The sequence below is a fragment of the Roseateles asaccharophilus genome (assembly GCF_031458115.1).
Taxonomy (GTDB): Bacteria; Pseudomonadota; Gammaproteobacteria; order Burkholderiales; family Burkholderiaceae_C; genus Pelomonas; species Pelomonas asaccharophilus_A.
The window spans coordinates 365,943-392,071 of the sequence record NZ_JAVDXV010000006.1; the positions used below are offsets into that span (position 1 = coordinate 365,943).

General features: G+C 67.3%; 28 protein-coding genes, 1 tRNA gene and 1 pseudogene. 15 read left to right on the plus strand and 15 right to left on the minus strand.

Annotation, left to right across the window (positions count from 1 at the left end; translation table 11 throughout):
• Positions 1 to 64: 64 nt before the first annotated feature.
• The 4 genes from carB to J2X21_RS16965 all read right to left on the minus strand — a co-directional run bounded on the left by carB (position 65) and on the right by J2X21_RS16965 (position 5,744).
• Positions 65 to 3,340, minus strand: a complete 3,276-nt coding sequence (carB, locus tag J2X21_RS16950) for a carbamoyl-phosphate synthase large subunit (RefSeq protein WP_310330547.1) — start codon at positions 3,338 to 3,340, stop codon at positions 65 to 67.
• 21 nt (positions 3,341 to 3,361) lie between these two features.
• Positions 3,362 to 4,003, minus strand: a complete 642-nt coding sequence (gene leuE, locus J2X21_RS16955; RefSeq protein ID WP_310330548.1) for a leucine efflux protein LeuE — start codon at positions 4,001 to 4,003, stop codon at positions 3,362 to 3,364.
• A 10-nt stretch (positions 4,004 to 4,013) separates the two neighbouring features.
• A complete protein-coding gene (gene carA / locus J2X21_RS16960; protein ID WP_310330550.1) occupies positions 4,014 to 5,174 on the minus strand; it encodes a glutamine-hydrolyzing carbamoyl-phosphate synthase small subunit in 1,161 nt (386 codons plus the stop codon).
• 168 nt (positions 5,175 to 5,342) lie between these two features.
• Positions 5,343 to 5,744 carry a GlcG/HbpS family heme-binding protein gene (locus J2X21_RS16965; protein WP_310330551.1) on the minus strand — a complete coding sequence of 134 codons (402 nt, stop codon included), beginning with the start codon at positions 5,742 to 5,744 and terminating at the stop codon, positions 5,343 to 5,345.
• A gap of 94 nt (positions 5,745 to 5,838) precedes the next feature.
• Between J2X21_RS16965 and J2X21_RS16970 the strand changes: the two genes are divergently transcribed.
• Positions 5,839 to 6,531: a Bax inhibitor-1/YccA family protein gene (locus J2X21_RS16970; RefSeq protein WP_310330552.1), complete on the plus strand. Its 693-nt coding sequence runs from the start codon at positions 5,839 to 5,841 to the stop codon at positions 6,529 to 6,531.
• Between the two features lie 119 nt (positions 6,532 to 6,650).
• Here the strand turns inward: J2X21_RS16970 and J2X21_RS16975 are convergent, their stop codons facing one another.
• The 6 genes from J2X21_RS16975 to surE form a co-directional block, all read right to left on the minus strand.
• On the minus strand, positions 6,651 to 8,168 hold the full coding sequence (locus J2X21_RS16975; RefSeq protein ID WP_310330554.1) for a glycoside hydrolase family 5 protein: 1,518 nt from the start codon (positions 8,166 to 8,168) through the stop codon (positions 6,651 to 6,653).
• 118 nt (positions 8,169 to 8,286) lie between these two features.
• A complete protein-coding gene (gene rlmD / locus J2X21_RS16980; protein WP_310330555.1) occupies positions 8,287 to 9,639 on the minus strand; it encodes a 23S rRNA (uracil(1939)-C(5))-methyltransferase RlmD in 1,353 nt (450 codons plus the stop codon).
• A gap of 32 nt (positions 9,640 to 9,671) precedes the next feature.
• The gene (gene rpoS, locus J2X21_RS16985; protein ID WP_310330556.1) at positions 9,672 to 10,676 is read right to left on the minus strand and encodes an RNA polymerase sigma factor RpoS; all 1,005 of its coding nucleotides are present in this window, start codon (positions 10,674 to 10,676) and stop codon (positions 9,672 to 9,674) included.
• Positions 10,677 to 10,721: 45 nt separating this feature from the next.
• The gene (locus J2X21_RS16990) at positions 10,722 to 11,621 is read right to left on the minus strand and encodes a peptidoglycan DD-metalloendopeptidase family protein (protein WP_310330558.1); all 900 of its coding nucleotides are present in this window, start codon (positions 11,619 to 11,621) and stop codon (positions 10,722 to 10,724) included.
• A gap of 58 nt (positions 11,622 to 11,679) precedes the next feature.
• Positions 11,680 to 12,483: a protein-L-isoaspartate(D-aspartate) O-methyltransferase gene (locus tag J2X21_RS16995; protein WP_310330559.1), complete on the minus strand. Its 804-nt coding sequence runs from the start codon at positions 12,481 to 12,483 to the stop codon at positions 11,680 to 11,682.
• A complete protein-coding gene (gene surE / locus J2X21_RS17000) occupies positions 12,484 to 13,227 on the minus strand; it encodes a 5'/3'-nucleotidase SurE (protein WP_310330561.1) in 744 nt (247 codons plus the stop codon).
• Positions 13,228 to 13,319: 92 nt separating this feature from the next.
• Here surE and J2X21_RS17005 point away from each other — a divergent pair, with 92 nt between their 5' ends.
• Positions 13,320 to 14,297 (plus strand): NADPH:quinone oxidoreductase family protein, encoded by a 978-nt coding sequence (locus J2X21_RS17005; protein ID WP_310330562.1) that lies wholly within the window; start codon positions 13,320 to 13,322, stop codon positions 14,295 to 14,297.
• 99 nt (positions 14,298 to 14,396) lie between these two features.
• Positions 14,397 to 15,140, plus strand: a complete 744-nt coding sequence (locus J2X21_RS17010) for a LuxR C-terminal-related transcriptional regulator (protein ID WP_310330563.1) — start codon at positions 14,397 to 14,399, stop codon at positions 15,138 to 15,140.
• A gap of 60 nt (positions 15,141 to 15,200) precedes the next feature.
• Here the strand turns inward: J2X21_RS17010 and J2X21_RS17015 are convergent, their stop codons facing one another.
• Complete coding sequence (locus tag J2X21_RS17015; RefSeq protein ID WP_310330564.1) at positions 15,201 to 15,749, minus strand: carboxymuconolactone decarboxylase family protein; 549 nt, start codon at positions 15,747 to 15,749, stop codon at positions 15,201 to 15,203.
• A 98-nt stretch (positions 15,750 to 15,847) separates the two neighbouring features.
• Here J2X21_RS17015 and J2X21_RS17020 point away from each other — a divergent pair, with 98 nt between their 5' ends.
• The 8 genes from J2X21_RS17020 (at position 15,848) to J2X21_RS17055 (ending at position 21,280) form a co-directional block, all read left to right on the plus strand.
• On the plus strand, positions 15,848 to 16,705 hold the full coding sequence (locus tag J2X21_RS17020; protein ID WP_310330566.1) for an AraC family transcriptional regulator: 858 nt from the start codon (positions 15,848 to 15,850) through the stop codon (positions 16,703 to 16,705).
• Positions 16,706 to 16,715: 10 nt separating this feature from the next.
• Positions 16,716 to 17,060 carry a hypothetical protein gene (locus J2X21_RS17025; RefSeq protein ID WP_310330567.1) on the plus strand — a complete coding sequence of 115 codons (345 nt, stop codon included), beginning with the start codon at positions 16,716 to 16,718 and terminating at the stop codon, positions 17,058 to 17,060.
• A gap of 84 nt (positions 17,061 to 17,144) precedes the next feature.
• Positions 17,145 to 17,399: a hypothetical protein gene (locus tag J2X21_RS17030; protein ID WP_310330569.1), complete on the plus strand. Its 255-nt coding sequence runs from the start codon at positions 17,145 to 17,147 to the stop codon at positions 17,397 to 17,399.
• Positions 17,396 to 18,769, plus strand: coding sequence for a TolC family protein (locus J2X21_RS17035; RefSeq protein WP_310330572.1), 1,374 nt, complete (start codon positions 17,396 to 17,398; stop codon positions 18,767 to 18,769). The genes J2X21_RS17030 and J2X21_RS17035 overlap by 4 nt, the downstream gene beginning before the upstream one ends.
• A gap of 16 nt (positions 18,770 to 18,785) precedes the next feature.
• On the plus strand, positions 18,786 to 20,159 hold the full coding sequence (locus J2X21_RS17040) for a multicopper oxidase family protein (protein WP_310330574.1): 1,374 nt from the start codon (positions 18,786 to 18,788) through the stop codon (positions 20,157 to 20,159).
• Between the two features lie 7 nt (positions 20,160 to 20,166).
• Positions 20,167 to 20,649 carry a cupredoxin domain-containing protein gene (locus J2X21_RS17045; RefSeq protein ID WP_310330576.1) on the plus strand — a complete coding sequence of 161 codons (483 nt, stop codon included), beginning with the start codon at positions 20,167 to 20,169 and terminating at the stop codon, positions 20,647 to 20,649.
• A 17-nt stretch (positions 20,650 to 20,666) separates the two neighbouring features.
• Positions 20,667 to 20,981 carry a copper-binding protein gene (locus tag J2X21_RS17050; RefSeq protein ID WP_310330579.1) on the plus strand — a complete coding sequence of 105 codons (315 nt, stop codon included), beginning with the start codon at positions 20,667 to 20,669 and terminating at the stop codon, positions 20,979 to 20,981.
• A 71-nt stretch (positions 20,982 to 21,052) separates the two neighbouring features.
• Positions 21,053 to 21,280 (plus strand): hypothetical protein, encoded by a 228-nt coding sequence (locus J2X21_RS17055; RefSeq protein WP_310330580.1) that lies wholly within the window; start codon positions 21,053 to 21,055, stop codon positions 21,278 to 21,280.
• Between the two features lie 66 nt (positions 21,281 to 21,346).
• Here the strand turns inward: J2X21_RS17055 and J2X21_RS17060 are convergent.
• The 4 genes from J2X21_RS17060 to J2X21_RS17075 all read right to left on the minus strand — a co-directional run bounded on the left by J2X21_RS17060 (position 21,347) and on the right by J2X21_RS17075 (position 24,289).
• Positions 21,347 to 21,437 (minus strand) — tRNA-Ser (locus J2X21_RS17060).
• 64 nt (positions 21,438 to 21,501) lie between these two features.
• Entirely contained in the window at positions 21,502 to 22,797 is a 1,296-nt protein-coding gene (gene serS, locus J2X21_RS17065; protein WP_310330582.1) for a serine--tRNA ligase, read from the minus strand.
• Between the two features lie 71 nt (positions 22,798 to 22,868).
• Positions 22,869 to 23,834: a 4-hydroxy-3-methylbut-2-enyl diphosphate reductase gene (ispH, locus tag J2X21_RS17070; RefSeq protein ID WP_404667361.1), complete on the minus strand. Its 966-nt coding sequence runs from the start codon at positions 23,832 to 23,834 to the stop codon at positions 22,869 to 22,871.
• An 11-nt stretch (positions 23,835 to 23,845) separates the two neighbouring features.
• Positions 23,846 to 24,289: an FKBP-type peptidyl-prolyl cis-trans isomerase gene (locus J2X21_RS17075; RefSeq protein WP_310330586.1), complete on the minus strand. Its 444-nt coding sequence runs from the start codon at positions 24,287 to 24,289 to the stop codon at positions 23,846 to 23,848.
• 40 nt (positions 24,290 to 24,329) lie between these two features.
• Here J2X21_RS17075 and J2X21_RS17080 point away from each other — a divergent pair.
• From J2X21_RS17080 to J2X21_RS17095, 4 genes and pseudogenes are all read left to right on the plus strand, one after another.
• A pseudogene (locus tag J2X21_RS17080) lies at positions 24,330 to 24,784 on the plus strand (UPF0758 domain-containing protein); the annotation flags it as partial.
• A gap of 504 nt (positions 24,785 to 25,288) precedes the next feature.
• Entirely contained in the window at positions 25,289 to 25,528 is a 240-nt protein-coding gene (locus tag J2X21_RS17085; protein ID WP_310330587.1) for a hypothetical protein, read from the plus strand.
• A gap of 2 nt (positions 25,529 to 25,530) precedes the next feature.
• On the plus strand, positions 25,531 to 25,788 hold the full coding sequence (locus J2X21_RS17090) for a hypothetical protein (RefSeq protein WP_310330589.1): 258 nt from the start codon (positions 25,531 to 25,533) through the stop codon (positions 25,786 to 25,788).
• 69 nt (positions 25,789 to 25,857) lie between these two features.
• Positions 25,858 to 26,073 (plus strand): hypothetical protein, encoded by a 216-nt coding sequence (locus J2X21_RS17095; protein ID WP_310330591.1) that lies wholly within the window; start codon positions 25,858 to 25,860, stop codon positions 26,071 to 26,073.
• The last annotated feature ends 56 nt before the right edge of the window (positions 26,074 to 26,129 follow it).

The window sequence follows — 26,129 nt, forward strand, 5'->3', positions numbered from 1 at the left end:
AAGAGACCGCCGCTGCGGCCCGGGCGCTCCCGGGCGGCTGCGGCGGAATCAATGAGCGCAGATTTTAGGACAGCTCGGCGTGCAGTTCCTGCAGGGATTGCACGAGCAGGCCATCGCGGTGTTTCATGCCTTCGACCGCAGCCTCGCAGCCGGCCATGGTCGTGTAGTAGGTGACACGGTTGGCCAACGCCGCCTGACGGATGTAGCGGCTGTCGGCGATGGCCGTGCGGGTCTCGTCCACCGTCGTGAAGACGAGCTGGATGTCGCCGCCCTTGAGCGCGTCGACGATGTGCGGGCGGCCATCCTTGATCTTGTTGATCAGCTTGACCGGCACACCAGCTTCCGCGATGGCCGCTGCCGTCCCCTTGGTCGCGACGATGCCGAAGCCCAGCGCATGCAGGTCCTTGGCAATGGCGACGGCACGGGCCTTGTCGCTGTTCTTCACGGTGATCAGCACATTGCCCTGGCGCGGCAGGCGCGAACCCGCGCCGATCTGGCTCTTCAACATCGCTTCACCGAAGGTCTTGGCCGCGCCCATCACCTCACCGGTCGAACGCATCTCGGGGCTGAGGATGGGGTCCACGCCCGGGAACTTGTTGAACGGGAAGACGGCTTCCTTGACGCTGTAGTACGGCGGCACGACCTCGCGCGGCTGGCGGCCGTTGCGGTCCTTCTGGTCCTTCAGCTTCACACCGGCCATGCAGCGCGCGGCAATCTTGGCGAGCTGCTGGCCCGTGGCCTTGGACACATAGGGCACCGTACGCGAGGCGCGCGGGTTCACTTCCAGCACGTAGATCGTGCAAGCCGACAGGCCCTTCGTCACATCACCCTGGATGGCGAACTGCACGTTCATCAGGCCCACGACCTTCAGCGCCTTGGCCATCGCGGCCGTCTGGCGGCGCAGTTCGTCCTGCACATCGGCGGCCAGGGTGTAGGGCGGCAGCGAGCAGGCCGAGTCGCCGGAGTGGATGCCGGCCGCCTCGATGTGCTCCATGATGCCGCCGATCATCGTGTCGACGCCGTCGGAGATGCAATCCACGTCGACCTCGACGGCGTCCTGCAGGAAGTGGTCCAGCAGCACCGGCGACTTCTCGCTGACGCGCACCGCTTCGCGCATATAGCGCTCGAGGTCCTTGTCGCCGTGGACGATTTCCATCGCGCGGCCACCCAGCACGTAGCTGGGGCGCACGACCAGCGGGTAGCCGATCTCGTTGGCCAGCGTGACAGCCTGCTCTTCGGTGCGCGCCGTGCGGTTGGGCGGCTGCTTCAGACCCAGCTCGTGCAGCAGCTTCTGGAAGCGCTCGCGGTCCTCGGCGATGTCGATGGAATCGGGCGTCGTGCCAATGATGGGCACGCCGGCACGCTCCAGGTCCAGCGCCAGCTTCAGCGGCGTCTGGCCGCCGTACTGCACGATGACGCCGACCGGCTTTTCCTTGTCGACGATCTCCAGCACGTCTTCCAGCGTGACCGGCTCGAAGTACAGGCGATCGGACGTGTCGTAGTCGGTGGAGACGGTCTCGGGGTTGCAGTTGACCATCAGCGTCTCGTAGCCGTCCTCGCGCATCGCGAGGGCCGCGTGCACGCAGCAGTAGTCGAACTCGATGCCCTGGCCGATGCGGTTCGGGCCACCGCCCAGCACCATGATCTTCTTCTTGTCCGTCGGCGCGGCTTCGCACTCGGCGTCGGCACCTTCGTAGGTCGAGTACATGTACGCCGTCTGCGTCGAGAACTCGGCGGCGCAGGTGTCCACGCGTTTGTAGACGGGGCGCACGTTCAGCGCCACACGGCGCTCGCGCACGGCATGCTGGTTCGTACCCAGCAGCTTGGCCAGGCGCTTGTCCGAGAAGCCCTTGGTCTTCAGCAGGCGCAATTCGGCCTCGCTGATAGATTCAATCGAGCGGCCCTTGATCGCGCCTTCGATCTGCACCAACTGCTCGATCTGCGCGAGGAACCAGGGGTCCACCGCGGTCTCTTCGTAGATCTCGTCCAGCGTCATGCCGATGCGGAACGCGTCGGCCAGGAACAGGATGCGCTCGGGGCCGGCTTCGCCGATCTCTTGCACGATCTCCTCGCGGTCGTTGCTGCGCTCGGTCAGGCCGTCGATCCCGGTTTCCAGGCCGCGCAGCGCCTTCTGGAACGACTCCTGGAAGGTGCGGCCCATGGCCATCACTTCGCCGACGGACTTCATCTGCGTCGTCAGGCGCGAGTCGGCCATCGGGAACTTCTCGAAGGCGAAGCGCGGGATCTTGGTGACGACGTAGTCGATGCTGGGCTCGAACGACGCCGGCGTCGCGCCGCCGGTGATGTCGTTCTTCAGCTCATCCAGCGTGTAGCCCACGGCCAGCTTGGCCGCGACCTTGGCGATGGGGAAGCCCGTGGCCTTGGAGGCCAGTGCCGACGAGCGCGACACGCGCGGGTTCATCTCGATGACGACCATGCGGCCGTCCTTCGGGTTGATGGAGAACTGCACGTTGGAACCACCGGTGTCCACGCCGATCTCGCGCAGCACGGCCAGCGACGCATTGCGCAGCAGCTGGTATTCCTTGTCCGACAGCGTCTGCGACGGCGCCACGGTGATGGAGTCACCGGTGTGGATGCCCATCGGGTCCAGGTTCTCGATGGAGCAGACGATGATGCAGTTGTCCGCCTTGTCGCGGACGACTTCCATCTCGTACTCCTTCCAGCCGATCAGGCTCTCTTCGATGAGCAGCTCGTTGGTGGGCGACAGGTCGATGCCGCGCTTGCAGATCGTCTCGAACTCTTCCGGGTTGTAGGCGATGCCACCACCCGTGCCGCCCAGCGTGAAGCTGGGGCGGATGACCATGGGGAAGCCGCTGCCGCCGATCTCGGCATGGATCTGCTTCTGCACCGCCCAGGCTTCTTCCAGCGTGTGCGCGATGCCGGACTTGGCCGAACCCAGGCCGATCTTGGTCATCGCGTCCTTGAACTTCAGGCGGTCCTCGGCCTTCTCGATGGCCACCTCGTTGGCGCCGATCATCTCGACGTTGTACTTGGCCAGCACACCGTGCTTGTGCAGGTCCAGCGCGCAGTTCAGCGCGGTCTGGCCGCCCATCGTCGGCAGCACCGCATCCGGGCGTTCCTTGGCGATGATCTTCTCGACCACCTGCCAGGTGATGGGCTCGATGTAGGTGACATCCGCCGTGTCCGGGTCCGTCATGATGGTCGCCGGGTTGCTGTTCACCAGGATGACCTTGTAGCCCTCCTCGCGCAGCGCCTTGCAGGCCTGGGCGCCCGAGTAGTCGAACTCGCAGGCCTGGCCGATGATGATCGGGCCGGCGCCGATGATGAGGATGCTCTTGAGGTCTGTACGTTTCGGCATGGCGGTCTGCGCTCTTGGAACTTAGAGGGTGGCCGTGGCCAGCTTGGCCCCGAACCCAACGAAAAGGGCTCCGACGCCGGCATTCGCAGCGCCCGAGAGACGACGCCTCGCACGGAAAGCCGCCGCGAGGCGGGCGCCGGCAAAGATCAGCGTCGAGAGGTAGAGAAAGCTCAGAACCTGGATGATGGAACCCAGGATCAGGAAGGTCAGCGCGGGATGCGGGTAGGCCGGATCGACGAACTGGATGAAGAAGGACAGCAGGAAGGCGATGGCCTTGGGGTTCAGCAGGCTGACGACCAGCGCCTTCTTGAACGGCTGGGCGGCATCCACGACGCGGGGCGCTTGTTCGGCCTGCACTTCGCCACGCCAGCTCTTCATGCCGCCGCGCAGCAGCTGGATGCCGATCCAGCCCAGGTAGGCCGCGCCGACCATCTTCACGACGAAGAAGATCTGCGGGCTGGCCATCAGCAGCGACGCGCCACCGGCGGCCGCGGCCGTCATCAGCACCGCGTCGCCCACGAACACGCCGCACGCCGCTGTGTAGCCCGCGCGCACGCCGCGTTGGGCGGCGACGGACAGCACGTATAGCGAGTTGGGCCCCGGCAGCAGGATGATGAAGATCGCTGCCGCGAGGTAGGTGCCGAGGTCGGTGATGCCGAACATGGCTCTTACCTCAGGCCTTGCTCATCAGGCGGATAAAACGGTCGAACAGGTACGCGATGTCGTGCGGGCCCGGGCTGGCTTCCGGGTGGCCCTGGAAGCTGAACGCCGGCTTGTCGGTGCGGGCGATGCCCTGCAGCGTGCCGTCGAACAGGCTGACGTGCGTGGCACGCAGGTTGGCCGGCAGCGTCTCGGGGTCCACCGCGAAGCCGTGGTTTTGGCTGGTGATGCCGACGCGGCCGCTGTCCAGATCCTTGACCGGATGGTTGGCACCGTGGTGGCCGAACTTCATCTTGAAGGTCTTGGCGCCGGAGGCGAGTGCCAGGATCTGGTGGCCCAGGCAGATGCCGAAGACCGGGATGCCGGATTCGACCAGTTGCGCCGTCGCCTTGATGGCGTAGTCGCAGGGCTCCGGGTCGCCCGGGCCGTTGGACAGGAACACGCCGTCCGGCTCCAGGTCGAACACGGCGCTGGCGGGCGTCTGCGCCGGCACGATGGTGACCTTGCAGCCGCGCTCGGCCAGCATGCGCAGGATGTTGCTCTTGGCGCCGAAGTCGTAGGCGACGACGTGGAACTTCGGAGCAGTCTGCGTGCCATAGCCGCTGCCGAGCTTCCATTCGGTCTGCGTCCAAGTGTCGGGTTCAGTCCGGCTGACGACCTTGGCCAGATCCAGACCGGCCATCGACGGCGCGCCCTTCGCAGCGGCGACCGCCGTGTCGATGTGGGCCTGCGTGATGGCTTCACCGGCCGGCAGCGCCAGGATGCAGCCGTTCTGCGCGCCCTTGGTGCGCAGCACGCGCGTCAAGCGGCGCGTATCCAGGCCGGCGATGCCGACCGTGCCCTGTTCGCGCAGGTAGGCGTCCAGCGTCTTGCCCGAGCGGAAGTTGGAGGCGCGAATCGGCAGGTCCTTGATGACCAGGCCGGCAGCGAACACCTTGGACGCTTCAACGTCCTCGTCGGCGATGCCGTAGCTGCCGATGTGCGGATACGTCAGCGTGACGATCTGCTTGCAGTAGCTGGGGTCGGTCAGGATTTCCTGGTAGCCGGTCAGCGACGTGTTGAACACGACTTCACCGACCGTCTGGCCGGTCGCGCCGATGGACTGGCCTCGGAACACCGTCCCATCCGCCAGAGCCAGGATTGCTTGAGGGGGATGGAGCAGGTCGGTCAGCACAAAGGGTCTCCGCAAGTGGATCGCGTGCCCAGCATCAACCCGTCCGAAGACGGGTCAACTTGTAGAAACCGAGGGGTTTTGGCGCCGGGCAGCGTAGGGTTCAGGTAAACCCATCGAGTATAGCCGACTGGGGTAAGTACGGAGGCTTCGTGACCGGCTTGTGACGCCTCAAAGTGCCGCGATGCCGGCCTTGGCGATCTCCACATCTTCGCTGGACTTGACGCCGCTGACACCCACCGCGCCCACCACCTGGCCGTCCACCAGGATGGGCACCCCGCCTTCCAGCAGGCCTTGCAGGCCCGGCACGCTGAGGAAGGAGTAGCGCCCCTGATTGATCAGGTCCTCGTAGATCTTGCTTTCGCGCTTGCCCAGCGCCGACGTGTGCGCCTTGGCAGGAGCGATCTGGGCCGAGATGGGCGCCGCGCCGTCCAGACGCTGCAACCACAGCAGGTGGCCGCCGGCATCCACGATGGCGATGGACACGGCCCAGCCTTTTTGCTGGGCATGGGCTTCGGCGGCGGCTGCGATGCGCTTGACGTCGGAGAGTTCGAGTTGGGCTTGCTGCTTCATGGTCTTGCGTTTCAAGGAACAGCCCTCAATGTAGCCGCCTGGCAGCGACCTAGAATCGATGCGGTTTTCATTGCTCCCTCGGAGGACAGACATCATGAACGACAGCCTGCAAACCCAATACGGCTATGCCGCCCCGGGCCTGGCCGCCGACCGTCAGCGCGTGCTGCGCAACACCTACTGGCTGCTGGCCCTGTCGCTGGTGCCGACCGTGCTGGGCGCCTGGATCGGCGTCGCCACCGGCTTCATGGCCACGATGGGCTTCGGCATCAGCACCATCGTGTTCTTCGTCGGCGCCTTCGGCCTGATGTTCGTCATCGAGAAGACGAAGAACAGCAGCATGGGCGTCGTCGCCCTGCTGGGCTTCACCTTCTTCATGGGCCTGATGCTGTCGCGCCTGATTGCGCAGGTGCTGGGCTACCGCAACGGTGCCAGCCTGATCATGACGGCCTTCGGCGGCACGGCAGCGATCTTCTTCGCAATGGCCAGCCTCGCCACGGTCATCAAGCGCGACCTGTCCAACATGGGCAAGTTCCTGTTCGTCGGCGCCATCATCCTGATGGTCGCGGGCATCGCCAACATCTTCCTGCAGTCGTCGGCGCTGATGCTGACCATCCTGGTGCTGGTGCTGGGCGTGTTCTCGGCCTTCATGCTGTACGACATCAAGCGCGTCATCGACGGCGGCGAGACCAACTACATCAGCGCCACGCTGGCCATCTACCTGGACATCTACAACGTGTTCCAGAGCCTGCTGTCGCTGCTGGGCATCTTCGGCGGCGAGCGCGACTGATCGACCCACCCCCGGAGGCGCTTCCGCGCCTCCCCCTCAAGGGGGCGCTGCCAGTGGCCCGGCGAAGCCGGTTCCACGGCAGCCGCTTGATGAAGGAGCCTGCTGACGCGGCTCCTTTTTTATTGCTTGGCCGGCTTGTAGTTCTTCAGCACCAGCGGCGCGCTGATCACGATGGGACGACCCAACTGCCCCACCTGCAAGGCGATGTTCACCGTGCCGGCCTCGAAGGCCGCAGCCGCGATGCCGCCGATGGCCACCGGCTCCAGTTGGCTGGTCAGGGTGGCAGTGCCCGAAACGACCGCCGTGTAGGGCGCTGCGTTCAGTTGGAGCAGCACCGGCACTGTCTCCTTGGCCCGGGCGTCGTCAGTGTCCAGACGCGCCCACATGACGAGCTGGACCTGATCGCCCTTGGCGATCGCTCCTTGCACCGGGGCGGTGACACCGATGTCCCAGACATTGGATTTGAGCGCCTGCAAAGGCACGCGCAGGCACGTCTTGCCAAACGCGGCACACGGCAGTTGCTGCGTGGCGATGCCGTCGGCGCCGTAGACATTCCAGGTCGTGACGCGCGGCGTGTTGATCAGGTGATCCAGCGCCGGGTCGCGCGCGGGCGCCGCCTGCGTCTTGGCCGCCTTCTCAGGCACCAGGGCAGCGTGAATCGGCTTGACCCAGCCGTCCGCCTTCATGTCCCACAGGATGAAGTCGGAATCGAACTGCCAATACGACCAGCCGAAACCACGCGCCTCGGCCGCCCGCGCGACCGCTGCGGTCCAGGCCACGCGCTGCGCCATGCCGGCCGTCTCCAGCGCGCCAAACTCGCCCATCAGGATGGGGCGCTGCGCCTTGTCGGCCCAGGCCTTGACCTTGTCCATGTCGGCCTTGAGCTTGTCCAGTTCCGTCGGCAAGCCCCAGGTGATGCCCGACAGCTTCTGGAACTGTGGCGTCCAGCTTGCGCCCTGGTGCGTGAACTCCATGGGCGTGTAGTAGTGGAAGGTGACGATGAGGCGGCGGTCGCCTTCGGGCAGGCGCAGGCTGTCCAGGTGGTCCAGCGAATTCCAGAACTTCGGCCCCACGATGACGCGCCGCGTCGGGTTGGTCGCGCGGATGATGGCCAGGTTCTCTGCCAGCATGTCGTTCCAGACCGCATCGGCCGCGCCGTTGGGTTCGTTCAGGATCTCGAAGATGACACCGTCCGGCGCCCCCTGGTAGCGCGTTGCGACCTGGCGCCAGAACGCCTTCAACCGCGTGCGGCAGGTGTCGACCTCATTGGCGCAGTCCATGAAGTTGTGCTGGTCCAGGATGACCTGCAACCCGGCCTTCAGGCCCGCATCGATCAGTTCATCCAGCGTCTTCAGCCAGGTCGCCGACAACTGCCCCTGCGTGTCCATGTGCGCGAACGCATGCAGGTTCAGCCGCACATGGTCGAAGCCGCCGTCGCGAATCGCCTGCATATGCCGTGGCTGGAAGCGCGCCTTGGCGGGCTCGGTCCACAGCGGGTCGTAGCCCACGATGTTGACGCCACGCTTCAGCGCGGGCGACGCGGCAACGTTGTCAGCCTGCGCGTGGGAGGCCGACGCGACGCCAAGGGCGAGCGCCGCCAGCGCTAGAAGGCGGGCAAAGGGAAATCGGTTGAACATGGCCTTCTTGTCTCCGATGAAGGGGGCTGGACAAACAACTAAACAATCTTGTTTACGTTTATTTTGTCCAGTCTGCCGACGCCGCGGCTCCGGAGTTACGCGAAGAAGGCCGGCACCGTCAGCGCTCGAACACCGCAATGCTCTCGACGTGGGCCGTGTGCGGGAACATGTTCACCGCGCTGGCCGCCGTACAGCGGTAGCCCGCCACATTGACCAGCAGGCCGGCGTCGCGCGCCAGCGTCGCCGGGTTGCACGACACGTAAACGATGCGCTTGGGTGGCACCCAGCCCGGCGCCAGCGACGGGTCCTGCGCGATGTCGGCCACGGCCTTGGCCAGCGCGAAGGCGCCCTCGCGCGGCGGGTCGATGAGCCACCGGTCCGCGTAGCCATCGGCCGCCAGCAGCTCGGGCGTCATGTCGAACAGGTTGCGCGCGACGAAGCGGGTCTTGTGCGCCAGGCCGTTGACCGTGGCGTTCTCGAACGAGCGCTGCACCAGCGTCTCGCTACCCTCGATGCCCAGCACCTCGCGTGCCTGCGTCGCCAGCGGCAGCGTGAAGTTACCCAGGCCGCAGAACCAGTCGATGACGCGCTCGTCCGGCCGCACGGCCAGCAGTCGCAGCGCGCGGCCCACCAGCGTCGCGTTGATGTGCGGGTTGACCTGCGTGAAGTCGGTCGGCTTGAACGGCATGCGGATGCCGAACTCCGGCAGGCTGTAGGCCAGTTGCGCTCCGCCCTCGTCGAGCAGCTTGACCGTGTCCGGCCCCTTGGGCTGCAGCCACCACTGCACACCGTGCTTGGCCGCGAACTCGCGCAGCAGCGCGATGTCACCGTCCGGCAACGGGTTCAGGTGGCGCAGCACCAGCGCGATGACGTCGTCGCCCATGGCCAGCTCGATCTGCGGCAGGCGGTCGCGCTCGGCCATGCCGGAGATCAGCTCGCGCAGCGGCATCAGCAGGTCGCTGACCACCTGCGGCACGACCCTGCAGACCTGCATGTCGGCCACGTAGCGGCTCTTGCGCTCGTGGAAGCCGATCAGCACCACGCCCTTCTTCTGCACATAGCGCACCGAGAAGCGAGCGCGGTAGCGATAGCCCCAGGTCGGGCCCTCGATGGGGCGCAGCAGCACCTCGGGCTTGACCTTGCCGAGATGCCAGAGCTGGTCCTCGACGACACGCTGCTTGACCGCCACCTGCGCCCCGGCCTGCAAGTGCTGCATCTTGCAGCCGCCGCAGGCGCCGGCGTGCAGCCCGAAGTGCGGGCAGCCCGGCGTCACGCGCAGCGGGCTTTCCTTCTTGATCTCGGTGAGCTGGCCCTGCTCCCAGTTGTTCTTGCGACGCGCGATCTGCGCCTTCACGATCTCGCCCGGCAAGGCGCCGTCGATGAACACCACCTTGCCCTCGGCGTTGTGCGCCACGCCCTGCGCCTCAAGCTCGATGCTCTCGACCTTGAGCCATTCCGTCATGTGATTCATGACCGGGATTATCCCGGCTGGCCGAAGGGGCTCTAGAAGATGCTGTCCCGGTCCACGCCGTGCCGCATCATGTTGCGCTTGAGCTTGGCCAGCGCCTCCAGCTGAATCTGGCGGATGCGCTCGCGCGTGAGCTTCAGGCGGATGGCGAGCACGTCCAGCGTCTCCGGCTCACGGTCCGACAGGCCGTAGCGGCCGGACAGCACCTCGCGCTCGCGATCATTCAGACTGGCCAGGCCGTGCTGCAGCAGTTCCTCGACCTCGTGCGATAGCCGCAGGCCCATGGGGTCGATGGCCTGCTCGTCGGCCACCAGGTCCAGCATGGACTCCCCACCTTCGCCGTTGCGGTCCACCGGCGAATCCAGCGAGCTGGGCAGCTCGGCATAGGCCAGCAGCTCCGCCACTTCATCGACGGGCCTGCCCAGCGCCTGCGCCACGTCCTCGGCACGCACGCGCCCTTCGGCACCCTGCGCGCTCTGCAGCGCCTCCAGCGCACGGCGCGCCTTCAGCACCTGATTCAGCTCGCGCACGATGTGCACCGGCAAGCGCACCAGGCGGGCCTGGTGCATCAGCGCGCGCTCGATGCTCTGACGTATCCACCAGCTGGAATAGGTCGAGAAGCGGAAGCCGCGCTCGGGCTCGAACTTGCTGATGGCATGCATCAACCCGAGGTTGCCCTCCTCGATGAGATCGCTCATCGGCAGGCCGCGGCCCAGGTAGTTCTTCGCGATGCTGACGACCAGCCGCAGGTTGTGCTCGATCATGGCCTGGCGGGCCTGGAAATCGCCGGCCCGCGCGGCCCGGGCCGTGTCGAACTCCTGCTGCGGCGTCAACAGCGGCGTGCGCCGGATGTCGCGCAGATAGGCCTGCAAGGCATTGCCCAGTTCGACGTCGTCATTCGTCGACCGCAGCGCCTGGCCATCCTCCTCGGCAGGTTCCGGGCCCGTCTCGGGTTCAACGCCGCCGTTCATGCTCAGCATGACGCCGGGCTCGCGGCTCGCGCCGTCATGGCCGTTGGACTTGGGCGCAGCGCGTTTCATGGCGTGTGGCTGGCCCGTTAGAGGTTGGAGGTACCGAGCGCTTTCTCAGCGCGGCGGCAGCAGCTTGGCCGGGTCGACGGGCTTGCCCAGTTTGCGCACTTCGAAGTGCAGCTTGACGGTGTCGCTTTCGGTGGAACCCATCTCGGCAATCCTCTGGCCCTTGCGAACCACCTGATCCTGTTCAACCAGCATCGCCCGGTTGTGGGCATACGCGGTCAGGTAGGTGTTGTTGTGCTTGATGATGACCAAGTTGCCGTAGCCGCGCAAGCCCGAACCTGCGTAAACGACGCGACCATCGGCGACCGCCAGCACCGGGTCGCCCGGCTTGCCGGCGAAGTCCAACCCCTTGTTGCGCTGCTCGTCAAAACCGGCGCTGACGGGCTGCGACACCGGCCAGGCCCAGGCCAGGTTGTCATCATCGGAGGCCGAGTCCTTGGCGGTGTCCTTGGACGTATCCTTCGGTGCCGCAGCGGTCGTGGCTGCGGAGGCCGCGCTGGCCGATGCCACCGGCGGCTTGGCGTCCAGTGGACGGGTCTCCGTCTTGGCCGCGCCCGCGATCGGTCGGGCCGTCGCGGTGCCCGGCTCCACACCCGGCGGCACCACGCGCAGCACCTGCCCCACCTCGATGCGGTTCGGGTTCTCCAGGCCGTTCCACTTGGCCACGTCGCGCCAGCTCTGGCCGTTGTCCAACGCGATGCGGATCAGCGCATCGCCCGGCTTGACCGTGTAGTAGCCGGGCTTGCCGGCGTTCTCGGCACCGGGCGGCGGCTTGACCTCGGGAGTTGCCGGCGCGGAAGCCGCCGGCGCCGGCGGCGCGGCCACGACCTTGGGCGGCTGGGGATTGCGGTCCTCGACAGGCGCCTGGTTCAGCGAAACGCTGCTGCAGGCACTGAGCAGCAGTGAAGGGATGAGGGTGACAAAAAGTAGGCGCAGGCTAGAGGGCATCGTGTGTGGCACGTTGAGGGCCGACCCGATTGTGCGGCGCGGTGCGCCAGCGGCCCCGTCAGACGACGCCGGATTTTAGGGGGACGAAAAGAACCGCCTCATGTTCGCTGCGAATCCAGCGGCTGGCGCCGCCTTCGACGACGTGGTCCAGCACCACCAGCACCTGGCCGCGCGTGCCCGAATGTGTCGGCGCGATCAGCCGTCCACCGGGTGCCAGTTGTTCCATCCACGCCGGTGGAATGTCCTCGCCACCGGCCGCCGCGATGATGCTGTCGAACGGCCCGCTGGCGGAGTGGCCAACACGGCCGTCGCCCCAGATGAGGCGCGGTGCGCGCGGCAGCACGATGCGCTGCAGGTTGGCCTTGGCCTTGTCGTGCAGGCCTTGCAGCCGCTCAATGGACGTGACCTGGCGCGCCAGCAGCGCGATGACCGCGGCCTGGTAGCCGCAGCCGGTGCCGATCTCCAGCACCCGCCCCAGCGAGCCGCGTTGGCGAGCGCCGTTCCCCGCCAACAGCAGACCCAGCATGTGGGCGACAACCGATGGCTTGGAGATGGTCTGGCCATGACCGATGGGCAGGGCCGTGTCTTCGTAGGCCTGCGCGGCCAGCGCGCTGTCGACGAACTCGTGGCGCGGCACGGCGGTCATCGCGGCCAGCACCTGCTCGTTGAACTTGCCTTCGGCACGCAGCCGGTTGACCATGCGTTCGCGCACCGCACCGCTGTCCAGCCCCGTGCCGCTGGGCCGCGCCAGCCGCGCCGCATCGGCCGTGGCCTGGCGCAGGTGGCGCTGCGGCATCAGCAGCTCTCGCTGCGGCGCGGTGGCCGATTTCAGGCTGGCCGGGAAACGCTTGGGTGTGGACATTCAAAGACCCAGGCGCTGCGCCCAGGAGCCGAGCGAGGAGTGCTCGGTCAGGTCCACCTGCAGCGGCGTGATGGACACCTGGCCGTTGGCCGTCGCATGAAAATCGGTGCCCTCACCGGCATCCTTGGCAATGCCCGCCGGGCCTATCCAGTAGATGGTCTCGCCGCGCGGGTTGATCTGCTCGATGATGGCCTCCGCGGAGTGGCGACGACCCAGACGCGTGATCTTGCGCGGCAACTGGTCGGCATCGGCGCGGTTCGGGATGTTCACGTTGAGCAGGAAGCCCTGGCCCAACCCGCCGGCGATAACCTGCTCGACAACACTGCGCGCCGTGCGGGCCGCAGCCTCCAGATCGCCCCAGCCCTTCTCGGCCTGCGAGAACGCGATGGACGGAATGCCGAACAGATAGCCCTCGGTGGCCGCCGCGACGGTGCCGGAATACAGCGTGTCGTCGCCCATGTTGGCGCCGTTGTTGATGCCAGACAGCACCAGGTCGGGCCGGTAGCCGAGCAAACCGCTCAGCGCCAGATGGACGCCGTCGGAAGGCGTGCCGCTGACGTAACGGAAGCCATTCACGGCGCGGTAGACGTTCAGCGGGCGATTCAGCGTCAGCGAATTGGACGTGCCGCTGGCGTTCTGCTCGGGGGCGATGACGTCGATCTCGCCCAGGCCCTCGCAGGCCTTCACGAGGGCCGCCAGGCCCGGGGCCAGGTAGCCGTCGTCGTTGGAAATCAGGATGCGCATGGTTGCCAATTGTAGGGAGAGCGTCACCTCGGAGACCGGGTGTAACCACCTTGATTCCTATCATCGTCCGCTGTTCAGAACAGGAGACGACGATGAAGGCTTGGCTCTGCGAAAACCCGGTGGGCGTCGACGCGCTGCAATGGCTGGACCTGCCGGCGCCCGTATTGCCAGCCGGGCAGATCCGCGTGCAGATCAGGGCCGCGAGCCTGAACTTCCCGGACCTGCTCATCGTGCAGAACAAATACCAGATGAAGCCGCCGCTGCCCTTCGTGCCGGGCACGGAGTTCTCGGGCGTCGTCACCGAGGTGGGCGAAGGCGTCAAGGGCTTTGCCGTGGGCCAGCGTGTGGCGGCCTTCGGGGGCCTGGGTGGCTTCGCCACCGAGGTCTGCATCCCGGCCATTCTGGCCATGCCGCTGCCGGACGGCTTCGCATTCGAGGACGCCGCGGCCTTCATCTGCACCTACGCCACCAGCTATCACGCGCTGATGGACCGCGGCACGCTGCAGGCCGGCGAGACGGTGCTCATCCTCGGTGCGGCCGGCGGCGTCGGCACGGCGGCCATCCAGATCGCCAAGGCGGCCGGTGCACGCGTCATTGCCGCCGCCGGCAGCGATGCCAAGTGCGCCGCCTGCAAGATGCTGGGCGCCGACGCCACCATCAACTACACCACGCAAAACCTGCGCGACGAGCTGAAGGCGCTGACCGAGGGCAAGGGTCCCGACGTCATCTACGACCCCGTCGGCGGTGACTTGGCCGAAGCCGCCTTCCGCTCCATCGCCTGGCGCGGCCGCTACCTGGTCATCGGCTTCGCGCAGGGCACCATCCCCGCGCTGCCGCTGAACCTGACGCTGCTGAAGGGGGCTTCCGTCGTGGGCGTGTTCTGGGGCGAGTTCGCGAAGCGCGAGCCCGGGCGTAACGCCAAGATGCTGGGAGAACTTGCGGCCTGGTACGCGACGGGCAAGATCAAACCGGTGCTCGACCGCGTGCTGCCCATGGATCAGCTGCCCACCGCCTTCGCGCGCATGGCGGCTCGCGAGGTCGTGGGCAAGGTAGTTCTCACCAACCCATGAAGCCTGAAACGGGGGCGTGGTCCCCCGCGTTCTCGCGGGGCTTTCAGAGGGTGGTGAGCTACATTCGCCAATCGAAACGACAGCCGCCCCACTGACGCCATGACCGTCAAAGTCCTGATCATTGAAGACAACCCCGTCGCCCGCAGCTTTCTGTGCCGCGTGGTGCGAGAGAGCTTCAGCGATGCGATGGAGATCACCGAGGTCGGCGATCTCGAGAACGCGCGCCGGCAGGTAAGCAAGTTCTCGGGCACGGCGCCCGACAGCGGCTTCAAGCTCATCCTGGTGGACCTGGAACTGCCTGACGGCAACGGCATGGAGTTCCTCACCGAACTGGCCGGCTCCACGGCGATCAAGATCGTCACGACGCTGTACTCGGATGACGACCACCTGTTCCCTGCGCTGCAATGCGGCGCCGACGGGTACCTGCTGAAGGAAGACCGCTTCGAGGTGCTGGTGGAAGAGCTGCAGCGCATCGTGCGCGGCCAGCCGCCGCTGTCGCCCGCCATCGCCCGCCGGCTGCTGTCGCACTTCCGGCCCTCGTCCAGCGACAGCGGCACCATGCCGCTGAACTCGGGCTTCGGCTCGCTGTCGTCGTCACACGCGCCGTTCAGCAACAGCCGCAGCGTCGCGCTGGACCCGCCGCCCGAGTGGGAGCGCCTGACCCCGCGCGAGAGTGAAGTGCTGACCTATCTGAGCAAGGGCTTCACGATCAAGGAGATCGCGAATCTGATGGGCATCAAGTGGTTCACGGTCAACGACCACATCAAGAGCATCTACAAGAAGCTCAATGTGTCCAGCCGCGCCGAGGCCGCCGTGCTGGCGTCCAAGCAGGGCCTGGTCTGACCGGCACGGCGACCGCTTCTTGAAGCAAGGCCTCGGCGATGTCCGAGGCCTTGTTGTTTGTCAGCCCGCCGCGCGCAGCTTCACGCCGGGGAAATCCACCGGCACCGCAAACGCGACGTTCACGTAGTTGGTGAACAGGTTCAGGGCCACGTGAGCCAGGATTTCGACGATCTGGCCATCGTCGAAACCGGCCGCGCGCAGCGAGGCGACATCGGCGTCACCCACCTGGCCACGCTGCTCGACCAGCTTCAGCGCGAAGCGCAGTGCCGCGGCCGTCGCCGGGTCGGCCGACTCGCCGGCCTGCGCCGCGCTCATCTCGGCAGCCGAAGCCCCAGCCTTGCGGCCCAGCGCCGTGTGGGCAGCCAGGCAGTACTCGCAGGCGTTGCGGTCGGCCACCGCCACGGCGATCTGCTCGCCCAGCTTGGCTGGGATGGTGCCGCCGCCCAGCGCGCCAAAGAAGCCCCACATGGCCTGCAGCGCGGCTGGCGAGTTGGCAACGGCGCGGAACATGTTGGGCGTGGCGCCGAACGCGCCATGCACGGCGTCCAGCAGCGCGCGGCTGGCGGCGGGGGTGTCGGTGGCGGAAACGAGGGGAAGACGGGAGGTCATGGAGGTCACCTTGGGATGGCAGTGAAGAGGCCTCCACTGTGCGGGCCTGCGCAGGTCGATAGGTATCATTCCGTCCAACATAAGCACCCAATCGTCCCATGACCAACGTGGCACCGCTGGACCGCCTCAGCCCTTTGCTCGACCGCTTCCGCGTGCGCGCGAGCCTGTTCCACAACGGCCCGCTGTGCGGCGTGACGCGCTTCGATGCGCGCCCGGGACGGGGCTTCCTGCACGTGATGCGCAACGGCGAGATGGAGGTCCACCACGCGGCCGACAGCGGGCTGGTCCAGCGCGTGGTCGTGCGCGAACCCAGCCTGGTGTTCTACCCACGCCCGCTGGCGCACGACTTCCACAACGCCCCGACCGAGGGCTCGGACTTCGTCTGCGCGACGCTGGACTTCGAGCAGGGCGACGCCCACCCGCTGGTGCAGGCCCTGCCGCCGCTGGTAGTGCTGCCGCTGGCCCGCGTCACGGGCATCAACGAGACGCTGTCCCTGCTGTTCGGCGAGGCCGAGCGCGTGCGCTGCGGCCAGCGGCTGCTCGCCGACCGGCTGTTCGAGGTGCTGCTGCTGCAACTGCTGCGCTGGATGCTGGACCAGCGCGGCGCACCGCTGCCCGTGGGCCTGCTGAACGGCCTGGCCCACCCCAGGCTGGCACGCGCGCTGACCGCGGCGCACGCCCGTCCCGGCGACGCCTGGACGCTGGAGCGGCTGGCCGCGGAAGCCGGCATGTCTCGCAGCCGCTTCGCGGAGGCCTTTCGCGAGGTTGTGGGCAGCACGCCTGCCGACTACCTCGCCGACTGGCGGCTGACCATCGCGCGGGCGGAGCTGCGCGCGGGCAAGCCGCTGAAGCTGCTGGCCACCGAGCTGGGCTACGCCAATGCCTCCGCGCTGAGCCGACTCTTCACCCAGCGGCACGAGGGGCTGTCGCCGCGGGCCTGGCTGCAACGCAGTTAAAGTGCGGCCCATGCGTCGCCCCGGCCGCTTCCTCGTCCTCTGCCTGCTGCTCGTGCTGCTGCCTCTACGCAGCCTGCTTGCGGCCGCGCAACTGGAGTGCGCCCCGGTGCAGCCGACGCCTGCGGTCGCCGGCCATGGCGACCACGAGCATCACGGCCATCACGAGGCCGATGCGCCAGCCGATGCCGACAGCTCGGCCTGCAAGCTCTGCGCGCCCTGCTGTCTGGCCGCCGCGCCGCCACCGGCGCTGGTGCTGACCCCGAACATCCTGCCGGCCACACGCGTCGCGCAGGTACCGGCCGAGCGCTGGACCGGCGTCGTGCCGCCGCTGCCCGACCCGCCGCCCCGGGCCTGAGCCTCCTGCCAACGCTGCTGTTGTTCCCGCCGCGCGCGCACTGACGCGCCCCGGCGGGCCGGTCATCCGTTCCGAGAGGCTGTCATGCCCCAACTGTTCCCCGTTGCCGGGGCGCTGCTCACCGCCTGCATCGCGTTGAGCGCCACAGCGCAACCGCGCCCCGACCCCGCCGACGCACGCGCCAAGGTGCCGCCCGTCGCCATCAAGAAGGCCCCATCGCCGCAAGCTGCAGAAGATCCACCGCCCGCCGACTGGCGCGCCGCCAACGAGCGCGTCGAACGCGTGGGCGGCTGGCGCACCTATGCCCGCGAGACGCCGCCGCAGGAGAAGAGCCAATGAAGCGCACCCTGCATTTGACCGCGCTGGCGCTGGCGCTGACCGGCTGCGCCAGCCTGACGCCCGGTGACGAAGTCACCGACGTCAGCCGTCTGACCCAGCCCCACACCGGCCAGACCCTGGCGCTGGAGCCACTGCCGGCGGACACGCTCGCGGCGCGGCTGCGCGAACCGCTGACCGCCGACGCCGCCGTGCAGCTGGCGCTGCAGAACAGCCGTGCGCTGCAGGCCCGTCTTGCCCGGCTGGGCGTAACGGCCGCCGAGGTCGATGCGGCCAGCCGCCTGCCCAACCCCGGCTTCAGCTTCAGCCGCCTCACGCGTGGCGACGAGGTGGAGCTGGAGCGTGGCTGGCACTTCAACCTGGCCCGGCTGCTGACGCTACCGCTGGTGCGCCAAGCCGAGCAGCGCCGCCTGCAGGCCGAGCAGCAGCAGGCCGCCGCCGACGTGCTGGCGCTGGCTGCGGACGCACGCCGCGCCTGGGTCAGCGCCGTGGCCGCCGAGGAGACGCTGACCTACCGCCGCCAGGTGCTGGAAGCCGCCGACGCCGGTGCCGAGTTGGCCCGGCGCATGCAGGCCGTCGGCAACTTCAACGCGCTGGCGCGCGCTCGTGAGCAGGGATTCGCGGCCGAAGCCCGGCTCGCGCTCGCCCGCGCCGAGAACCAGCGCCTGGCGACTCGCGAGCGCCTCGTTCGGCTGCTGGGGCTGTGGGGCGCCGACGCTGCGGCACTGCGGCTGCCCGAGCGCCTGCCTGCCTTGCCCGCCGCCGCGCGCGAGCAGCCCGACATCGAAACGCTGGCCCTGGCTCAGCGCCTGGATGTGCAGGCCGCGCGGCTGCGGCTGGAGCAAGCGGGGCGCCAGCTGGACGCAGGCCACATCAACCGCTTCGTGTCCATGCTGGAACTGGGCGTGGCGCACAACTCGTCCAACGAGGCGCCGGTGCAGCGCGGCTGGGAGGTCACGCTGGAGCTGCCGCTGTTCGGCCCCGGCCCCTTGCCACGCGCGCAGGCGTTGGCCCGCGAGGCGGCACACGACGCCGCCGACACCGCCATCCGTGCCCGCTCCGAGGTGCGCGAGGCCTACGGCCTGTACCGCGGCGCCTGGGACATCGCACGCCAGCACCGCGACGAACTGCTGCCGCTGGCCCAGCGCATCTCCGACGAACAGCTGCTGCGCTACAACGGCATGCTGATCGGCGTCTTCGAGCTGCTGGCCGACGCCCGCGCGCAAGTGGCCGCCGTGGCCGCCGCGCAGGACGCGCTGCGCGACTTCTGGCTGGCCCAGGCGGACCTGGACCAGGCCCTGCTGGGCCGCGCGTCCCCCACCCTGCCCCAGGCCGGTGCTGCTCCCGCCGCCGCTGCGGCGGCTCCCCACTGAATTGCAAGGACACCTGATGTTCAACCGACGTTCCCTGCTCGCGGGATCGACGCTGGCGTCGCTGGCCGCCGTCTCCAAGGCATCGCTCGCCGCGCTGCCCGAGCCGGTCATCCAGACCTCGCCCGACACGCAAGCCCCGCTCGTCCCGCCCACCGGGCGGCCCTACAACCCCGTCGTCACGCTGAACGGCTGGACCTGCCCCTGGCGCATGAAGGACGGCGTCAAGGAGTTCCACCTCGTCGCCGAGCCGGTCGTGCGCGAGATGGCACCCGGCTTCAAGGCCCACCTGTGGGGCTACAACGGTCAGAGCCCCGGCCCCACCATCGAGGTCGTCGAAGGCGACCGCGTGCGCCTCTACGTGACCAACCGTCTGCCTGAAGTCACCAGCATGCACTGGCACGGCCAACGCCTGCCCAACGGCATGGACGGCGTGTCCGGCCTGACGCAGCCGGCCGTCCCGCCCGGCAAGACCTGGGTCTACGAGTTCGTCGCGCGCCGCCCCGGCACCTTCATGTACCACCCGCATGCCGACGAGATGGTGCAGATGGCGATGGGCATGATGGGCTTGTGGATCACGCATCCCAAGGCGAAGCATCCGCACATCGCCGAGGTGGACCGCGACTACGCCTTCCTGCTCAATGCCTATGACATCGAGCCCGGCAGCGCGACGCCCAAGATCATGACCATGCTGGACTTCAATCTGTGGAGCTGGAACAGCCGCGTGTTCCCGGGCATCTCGCCGCTGGTGGCGCGCCAGGGCGACCGGGTACGCCTGCGAGTGGGCAACCTGACGATGACCAACCATCCCATCCACATCCACGGCCACGAGTTCGAGGTCACGGGCACGGATGGCGGCCCGGTGCCCAAGACAGCACGCTGGCCCGAGGTGACGGTCGACATCGCGGTCGGCCAGATGCGGCAGATGGAGTTCATCGCCGACGAGGAAGGCGACTGGGCCTTCCACTGCCACAAGGCCCACCACACGATGAATGCGATGGGCCACGACGTGCCCACGATGATCGGCGTGGATCACAGCGGCCTGGCCGCCAAGATCCGCAAGCTGGTGCCGGACTACATGCTCATGGGCGAGCGCGGCATGCACGACATGACAGAGATGAGCATGCCGCTGCCCGACAACACCGCCCCCATGATGGCCGGAGAAGGCCCGTTCGGCCCGGTGGCGATGGGCGGCATGTTCAGCATGCTCAAAGTGAGGCGCGGCTTGAAGCGCGGCGACTACACCGACCCCGGCTGGTTCCAGCATCCGCCCGGCACCGTCGCCCACGAGGTGGGCGATGCCCCGGCCGCCGCCAAGGCGGCGGCGCCCACGCCGCGCGCCTCGGATGTCGAGGTGCAGGTTCGCAAGCCGCAAGGCCATCACAACCATTGAGACCGCGATGAAACACATCATTACCGCCCTCGCGCTGGCCCTCGCCGGAGCCGGCGCACACGCCCATGGAGACCATGCCGCCAGCGCCCCCGCCGCCGTCAGGAAGGAACAGAAACCCTGGGGCGTCGCTGGCGAGCGCCGTGCCGCCCAGCGCACCGTCAACATCGCGATGAGCGATGACATGCGCTTCACGCCGTCGCGCATCGAGGTGCGTCAGGGCGAGACGATCCGGCTGGTGATGCGCAACACCGGCGCCGTGCTGCACGAACTGGTCATCGGCACGCAGAAGGAACTGGAAGCACATGCGGCGCAGATGCTGAAGTTTCCCGGCATGGAGCACGACGAGCCCTACATGGCCCACGTGAAACCGGGCCAGACCGGCGAGATCGTCTGGACCTTCAACCGGGCAGGCGAGTTCGACTTCGCCTGCCTCATCGCCGGCCACTTCCAGGCCGGCATGCGCGGCAAGTTCATCGTCCGCGCCCACTGAATCAAGGAGACCCACTCATGAAGAACCTGCTTCTCTGCGCCGCGCTGCTGGCCGCACCCATCCTGTCCCTGGCCATGGAGCCGCCGGCCGCTGCGGCATCCGCCGCGGACGCCATGACGGACGCCGAAGTGCGCAAGGTGGACCTGGCCGCGGCCAAGGTCACGCTTCGCCATGCCGAGATCAAGTCACTGGACATGCCGGCGATGACCATGGTCTTCCAGGCCCGCGACAAGAAGCTGCTGGACGGCCTCAAGGTCGGCGACAAGGTGCGCTTCAAGGCGGCCCACGAAGGTGGGCAGTTTGTCGTGACCGCCATTGAGCCACGACGCTGAGCCCGGCGGGCGCCTCGCTTCGTCGTACCCTGGCGGCTGTCGCACCGCGAGGTCAACGCAAGGACGCGCCCATGGATATCTCTTCGAAAATCGCCGCGCTCGAGGCAACCGATCTGGTCTTGATCAGTTGCATCGGCGCGCTCATGTCCAGCATCGGCTCCAAGGAACTGCTGGAGCAGTGCGCCAAGAACATGGAGAACATGGCCGCGCACCTGCTGCAGTCCGAGGACGAGAAGAAGCTGCAGTTGTTCCTCGACCTGAAGGACCAGTTGCTGGCGCAGTGGGGGATGAAGGGCTGAACGCAGGCCCCAACGAAAAAGCCCGCACGAGGCGGGCTTTCAAGACCTTGGGTCGAAACAAGGATTTGGCGGAGAGGGTGGGATTCGAACCCACGGTACGGGGATACCGTACGCCTGATTTCGAGTCAGGTACATTCGACCACTCTGCCACCTCTCCTGAATTCGGATTCGGCTAGAGCGAAGCCTCGCATTGTAGCCGGATTTTTCGACTCCGCCAGAAATCAACCGCGCAGCACCTCGACGCCACCCATGTAGGGGCGCAGCGCCTCGGGCACCGTGATGCTGCCGTCGGCGTTCTGGTAGTTCTCCAGCACCGCCACCAGCGTGCGGCCCACGGCCAGGCCGGAGCCGTTCAGCGTGTGCACCAGCTCGTTCTTGCCCTGCGCGTTCTTGAAGCGCGCCTGCATGCGGCGGGCCTGGAAGGCGCCCATGTTCGAGCAGGAGCTGATCTCGCGGAAGGTGTTCTGCGCCGGCAGCCAGACCTCCAGGTCGTAGGTCTTGGTCGAGCCGAAGCCCATGTCGCCGGTGCACAGCAGCATGGTGCGGTACGGCAAGCCCAGCTTCTGCAGCACGGCCTCGGCGTGGCCGGTCATCTCTTCCAGCGCGGCCATGCTGTGCTCGGGCTGCTCGATGCGGACCATCTCGACCTTGTCGAACTGGTGCTGGCGGATCAGACCGCGCGTATCCCGGCCGGCCGAGCCGGCTTCCGAGCGGAAGCAGGGGCTGTGCGCCGTCAGCTTGACCGGTAGCTCCTCGGCCTTCAGCACGCTCTCGCGCACGGTGTTGGTCAGCGAGATTTCCGACGTGGAAATCAGGTACTGCTCGACCTGCTCCTCGTCGCCGCCACGCAGCACCCAGAACATGTCTTCCTTGAACTTGGGCAACTGGCCCGTGCCCTCGAGGATCTCGCGGTTGACGATGTAGGGCGTGTAGCACTCGGTGTAGCCGTGCTCGCTGGTCTGCACGTCCAGCATGAACTGCGCGAGCGCGCGGTGCAGGCGGGCGGCCGGGCCCTTCAGGAAGGCGAAGCGCGAGCCCGACAGCTTGGCGCCGGTCTCGAAATCCAGGCCCAGCGGGGCGCCGAGGTCCACATGGTCCTTGACGTCGAAGTCGAACGTGCGCGGTGCCCCCCAGCGGCGCACCTCGACATTGCCGGTCTCGTCCGCGCCGGTGGGCACGCTGGCATCGGGCAGGTTGGGCACGCCCATCAGCAGGTCGTTGAGCTCGATCTGGATGGCGTCCAACCGCTCGGCGCCGGCCTTCAGCTCGTCGGCGATACCGCCCACCTCGGCCATCAGCGCAGAGGCGTCCTCGCCCTTGCCCTTGGCCATGCCGATCTGCTTGGACAGGCTGTTGCGGCGGGCCTGCAATTCTTCGGTGCGGGTCTGTACGGCCTTGCGTTCGGCCTCGAGCGCCTTGAAGCGGTCGACGTCCAGGAAGGCTTGCGGGGTCTTGCGTGCGTTCAGGCGCTCGATGACGGCATCGAGGTCCTTGCGCAGTTGGGTGATGTCGAGCATGGGAATCTTTCAGAAATCGAACATGAAAACGGCGCCGATGTCAGCGCCGCCGGATGCATGAGGCACCGGCTTCAAGATCGAGAGGCGCTCACCTCGGCCATGGACTTGTCGCCCAGGCCCATGGGCAGCGGGAAGCGCACATGCTCTTCCACGCCCGGCAGGCTGCGCACCGTGGTGGCGCCCAGCGCGCGCAGGCGGTCGATGACGGCCTGCACCAGCACGTCGGGTGCCGAGGCGCCGGCCGTCAGGCCCACGCGCGGGCGGCCTTCCACCCACTCGGCCTTCAGGTCCTCGGCGGCGTCCACCATGTAGCCGGGCGTGCCCAGGCGCTCGGCCAGTTCGCGCAGGCGGTTGCTGTTGGAGCTGGTGGGGCTGCCGACGACGATGACCACGTCCACCTGCGGCGCCAGCACCTTGACGGCGTCCTGGCGGTTCTGCGTGGCGTAGCAGATGTCCTGCTTCTTGGGCTCGCGCACTTGCGGGAACACGCGCTTCACCTCGGCCAGGATCTCGGCGGCGTCATCCACGCTCAGCGTGGTCTGCGTGACGACTGCCAGCTTGGTCTGGTCTTTCACCTGGACCTTGGCCACGTCCTCGACCTCTTCCACGAGGAAGATGCCGTCCGACAGCTGGCCCATCGTGCCTTCGACCTCGGGGTGGCCCTTGTGGCCGATCATGATGAACTCGAAGCCCTCGCGGTGCAGCTTGGCCACTTCCACATGGACCTTGGTGACCAACGGGCAGGTTGCGTCGAACACCTGGAAGCCGCGCGCGGCGGCCTCGCGGCGCACCTCCTGGCTGACGCCATGGGCGCTGAACACCAGCGTGGCGCCGGCCGGCACATCGGCCAGGTCCTCGATGAAGATGGCGCCGCGCGACTTCAGGTCGTTGACGACATAAGTGTTGTGCACGATCTCGTGGCGCACGTAGATGGGCGCGCCGAACTTGATCAGCGCGCGCTCGACGATCTCGATGGCGCGGTCCACGCCGGCGCAGAAGCCGCGCGGCTCGGCCAGCAGCACTTCCTGGAGATTCACGGCGGCTTCCATCACAACACCCCGATCACTTGCACCTCGAAGCTGACCGGCTGGCCCGCGAGAGGGTGGTTGAAGTCGAACAGCACCGCCTCGTCCCCCAGCTCGCGCACGATGCCGGCATAGCCGCCCTGCCCGTCCGGACCGGGGAACTGCACGACATCGCCGACGTTGTAGACCTCGTCCGGGTCACCCAGCTGGCGCAGCAGCGTCAGCTTCACGCGCTGCAGCAGCTCGGGGTTGCGCTCGCCGAAGGCTTCGCCGGGCGCCAGCGTGAAACGCTCGTGCGCGCCCTCGGGCAGGCCGATCAGGCGCGCCTCGATGGCCGGCGACAGCTGGCCGGTGCCCAGGGACAGCGTGGCGGGCTTGTCGTCGAAGGTGTTGACGATGTCGGCACCGTCCGGGCCCGAGAGCCGGTAATGCAGAGTCAGGAAGGACCCGGCCTGGATGGGGTTCATGCGAGAGAAGAAGACGCTTGGCTAGACTGGCGCCGATTTTATGTCGCTGACCCATCTGCCCCCCGACGCCCGTCCGCGCGAGAAACTGCTCGCCCGCGGCCCACAGGCGCTGGCGGAGCCGAGCTGCTGGCGTTGCTGCTGCGCACGGGGCTCAAGGGCATGCCCGTGCTGCAGCTGGCGCAGAGCCTGCTGGACCGCTTCGACGGCTGGGCCGGGCTGCTGGCGGCCAGCGTGCAAGACCTCGGCAAGGTCAAGGGTCTGGGGCCTGCCAAGCGGGCGGAGATCGCCGCCGTGCTGGAGATTGCGCGGCGCTCGCTGAACCAGCAGCTGGCCGAGAAGCCGGCAATGAACGACAGCGACACGGTGAAGACTTATCTGCGCCTGCACCTGGGCGGGCTGGGACACGAGGTGTTCGCGGTGCTGTTCCTGGATTCGCAGCTCAAGCTCATCGCGATGGAGACGCTGTTCCAGGGCACGCTGGCATCGATCAGCGTGCTGTATTTGCGGAAATCGTGGCCTCCGCTCCGTGCGGCGTTACGGAGAATTATGTGAATCTACATAATTATGTGAATCAGCATAACGCCTCGTAATGACGCACTGAGCGGCCCGCGGCAGGCGACAGCCCGCAGGGCAGTGACTCGCGGCCGCAGGCCGCTCCCCGCCGGTACGGCAGTGACTCTGATTGCGGCCGCTCAGCCTTTGCCGGAGGCAATGACTCTCAGCCCGCCGCAGGCGGGCTGCCAGGAATCATCCAGTGACTCGCCCCGCCGGCCAGGCGCCGCCGGAGGCGTGACTCTCGAAAACGCCCTTCCCTGCAGGTCGTTTTCCACCCCTTCGATATCAGCGCCCCGCGCGCTATACAGGTTCAAGGGGGCCTTGAAAACAACAACAAGGTTCTGGGGCGCACCTTCCCCACTGTGAAGGTCGCCGGCGCGGCTCCAGCTCGCCCCCGGCCTACGCCGCAACTTCAACAACAACCGCTATTCCAAGGGGGAAATCATGCTCAAAGTCGTCGTCTATCAAGCCCGCACCGCTCGTTCTGAAAAGACCGGTAAGGACTACGTCAGTCAGACCGTCGAAATCGTTCAGTCGCCTGATCGGCCGAACGTCACGATGCGTCGCTTCGCTAAGTCTGAAGCTGAGGCGCTCAAGCCCGGGCAGTACACCTGCAAAGTGTCCTTCTTCAACAAAGGACTTGACCTGTCGCAGTCGTTCTACGACTTCCAGCCTGCGAAGTAAGCATGCCCGCCGGCTCGCTCGAGAACGTGATCGTCTGCCGGCCTTCTGCCACGCCAGCCGCTCCCTGCGGCGCCGGCGAGGCCCCGACGGTCCTTCAGGCGTATGTTCTCGCGCCCTCCAGCTCTTCGTTCGTCGACGCCGCTGCAGGCCCCTACGACTACGCCACGGGCGCCGCCTATTGGTCCGCAGCCTTCGTCTTCACCGTGTCGTTGTACTTGTGCACCCGAGTCATCGGCACCATCGTCAACATGGTTCGCTAACGCCGCTGGACGCATCCAGCAACCGCCGCGGGTCGGACACCCGCACGCTTCAATAAGGAGAACAACAACATGAAGCTGAACCGTACCGCCGCGCTCGTCGCTGCATCCGTACTGGCCGCACCGGCCGCCTTTGCTGCCGGCCCTAGCGCTGGTGACCTGTCCAACTTGACGCCCGACGGCGCAACGATCATGACCGCGATTGGCGCCGTCGCCCTCGTGCTCATCGGCATCAACCTGGGCCTCAAGGGCTTCCGCATCGTCCAGTCCCTGGTCGGCAAGCGCTGATAGCGCAGAAGGGGCGGCTAACCCCGCCCCTTTCTCATCAAGGGGGCCTTTTATGA

Coding starts and splice junctions, on each gene's coding strand:
- carB (WP_310330547.1), bottom strand. CDS start 3,340: ATGCCGAAACGTACAGACCTCAAGAGCATCCTCATCATCGGCGCCGGC.
- leuE (WP_310330548.1), bottom strand. CDS start 4,003: ATGTTCGGCATCACCGACCTCGGCACCTACCTCGCGGCAGCGATCTTC.
- J2X21_RS16965 (WP_310330551.1), bottom strand. CDS start 5,744: ATGAAGCAGCAAGCCCAACTCGAACTCTCCGACGTCAAGCGCATCGCA.
- J2X21_RS16970 (WP_310330552.1), top strand. CDS start 5,839: ATGAACGACAGCCTGCAAACCCAATACGGCTATGCCGCCCCGGGCCTG.
- J2X21_RS16975 (WP_310330554.1), bottom strand. CDS start 8,168: ATGTTCAACCGATTTCCCTTTGCCCGCCTTCTAGCGCTGGCGGCGCTC.
- rlmD (WP_310330555.1), bottom strand. CDS start 9,639: ATGAATCACATGACGGAATGGCTCAAGGTCGAGAGCATCGAGCTTGAG.
- rpoS (WP_310330556.1), bottom strand. CDS start 10,676: ATGAAACGCGCTGCGCCCAAGTCCAACGGCCATGACGGCGCGAGCCGC.
- J2X21_RS16990 (WP_310330558.1), bottom strand. CDS start 11,621: ATGCCCTCTAGCCTGCGCCTACTTTTTGTCACCCTCATCCCTTCACTG.
- J2X21_RS16995 (WP_310330559.1), bottom strand. CDS start 12,483: ATGTCCACACCCAAGCGTTTCCCGGCCAGCCTGAAATCGGCCACCGCG.
- surE (WP_310330561.1), bottom strand. CDS start 13,227: ATGCGCATCCTGATTTCCAACGACGACGGCTACCTGGCCCCGGGCCTG.
- J2X21_RS17005 (WP_310330562.1), top strand. CDS start 13,320: ATGAAGGCTTGGCTCTGCGAAAACCCGGTGGGCGTCGACGCGCTGCAA.
- J2X21_RS17010 (WP_310330563.1), top strand. CDS start 14,397: ATGACCGTCAAAGTCCTGATCATTGAAGACAACCCCGTCGCCCGCAGC.
- J2X21_RS17015 (WP_310330564.1), bottom strand. CDS start 15,749: ATGACCTCCCGTCTTCCCCTCGTTTCCGCCACCGACACCCCCGCCGCC.
- J2X21_RS17020 (WP_310330566.1), top strand. CDS start 15,848: ATGACCAACGTGGCACCGCTGGACCGCCTCAGCCCTTTGCTCGACCGC.
- J2X21_RS17025 (WP_310330567.1), top strand. CDS start 16,716: ATGCGTCGCCCCGGCCGCTTCCTCGTCCTCTGCCTGCTGCTCGTGCTG.
- J2X21_RS17030 (WP_310330569.1), top strand. CDS start 17,145: ATGCCCCAACTGTTCCCCGTTGCCGGGGCGCTGCTCACCGCCTGCATC.
- J2X21_RS17035 (WP_310330572.1), top strand. CDS start 17,396: ATGAAGCGCACCCTGCATTTGACCGCGCTGGCGCTGGCGCTGACCGGC.
- J2X21_RS17040 (WP_310330574.1), top strand. CDS start 18,786: ATGTTCAACCGACGTTCCCTGCTCGCGGGATCGACGCTGGCGTCGCTG.
- J2X21_RS17045 (WP_310330576.1), top strand. CDS start 20,167: ATGAAACACATCATTACCGCCCTCGCGCTGGCCCTCGCCGGAGCCGGC.
- J2X21_RS17050 (WP_310330579.1), top strand. CDS start 20,667: ATGAAGAACCTGCTTCTCTGCGCCGCGCTGCTGGCCGCACCCATCCTG.
- J2X21_RS17055 (WP_310330580.1), top strand. CDS start 21,053: ATGGATATCTCTTCGAAAATCGCCGCGCTCGAGGCAACCGATCTGGTC.
- serS (WP_310330582.1), bottom strand. CDS start 22,797: ATGCTCGACATCACCCAACTGCGCAAGGACCTCGATGCCGTCATCGAG.
- J2X21_RS17075 (WP_310330586.1), bottom strand. CDS start 24,289: ATGAACCCCATCCAGGCCGGGTCCTTCCTGACTCTGCATTACCGGCTC.
- J2X21_RS17085 (WP_310330587.1), top strand. CDS start 25,289: ATGCTCAAAGTCGTCGTCTATCAAGCCCGCACCGCTCGTTCTGAAAAG.
- J2X21_RS17090 (WP_310330589.1), top strand. CDS start 25,531: ATGCCCGCCGGCTCGCTCGAGAACGTGATCGTCTGCCGGCCTTCTGCC.
- J2X21_RS17095 (WP_310330591.1), top strand. CDS start 25,858: ATGAAGCTGAACCGTACCGCCGCGCTCGTCGCTGCATCCGTACTGGCC.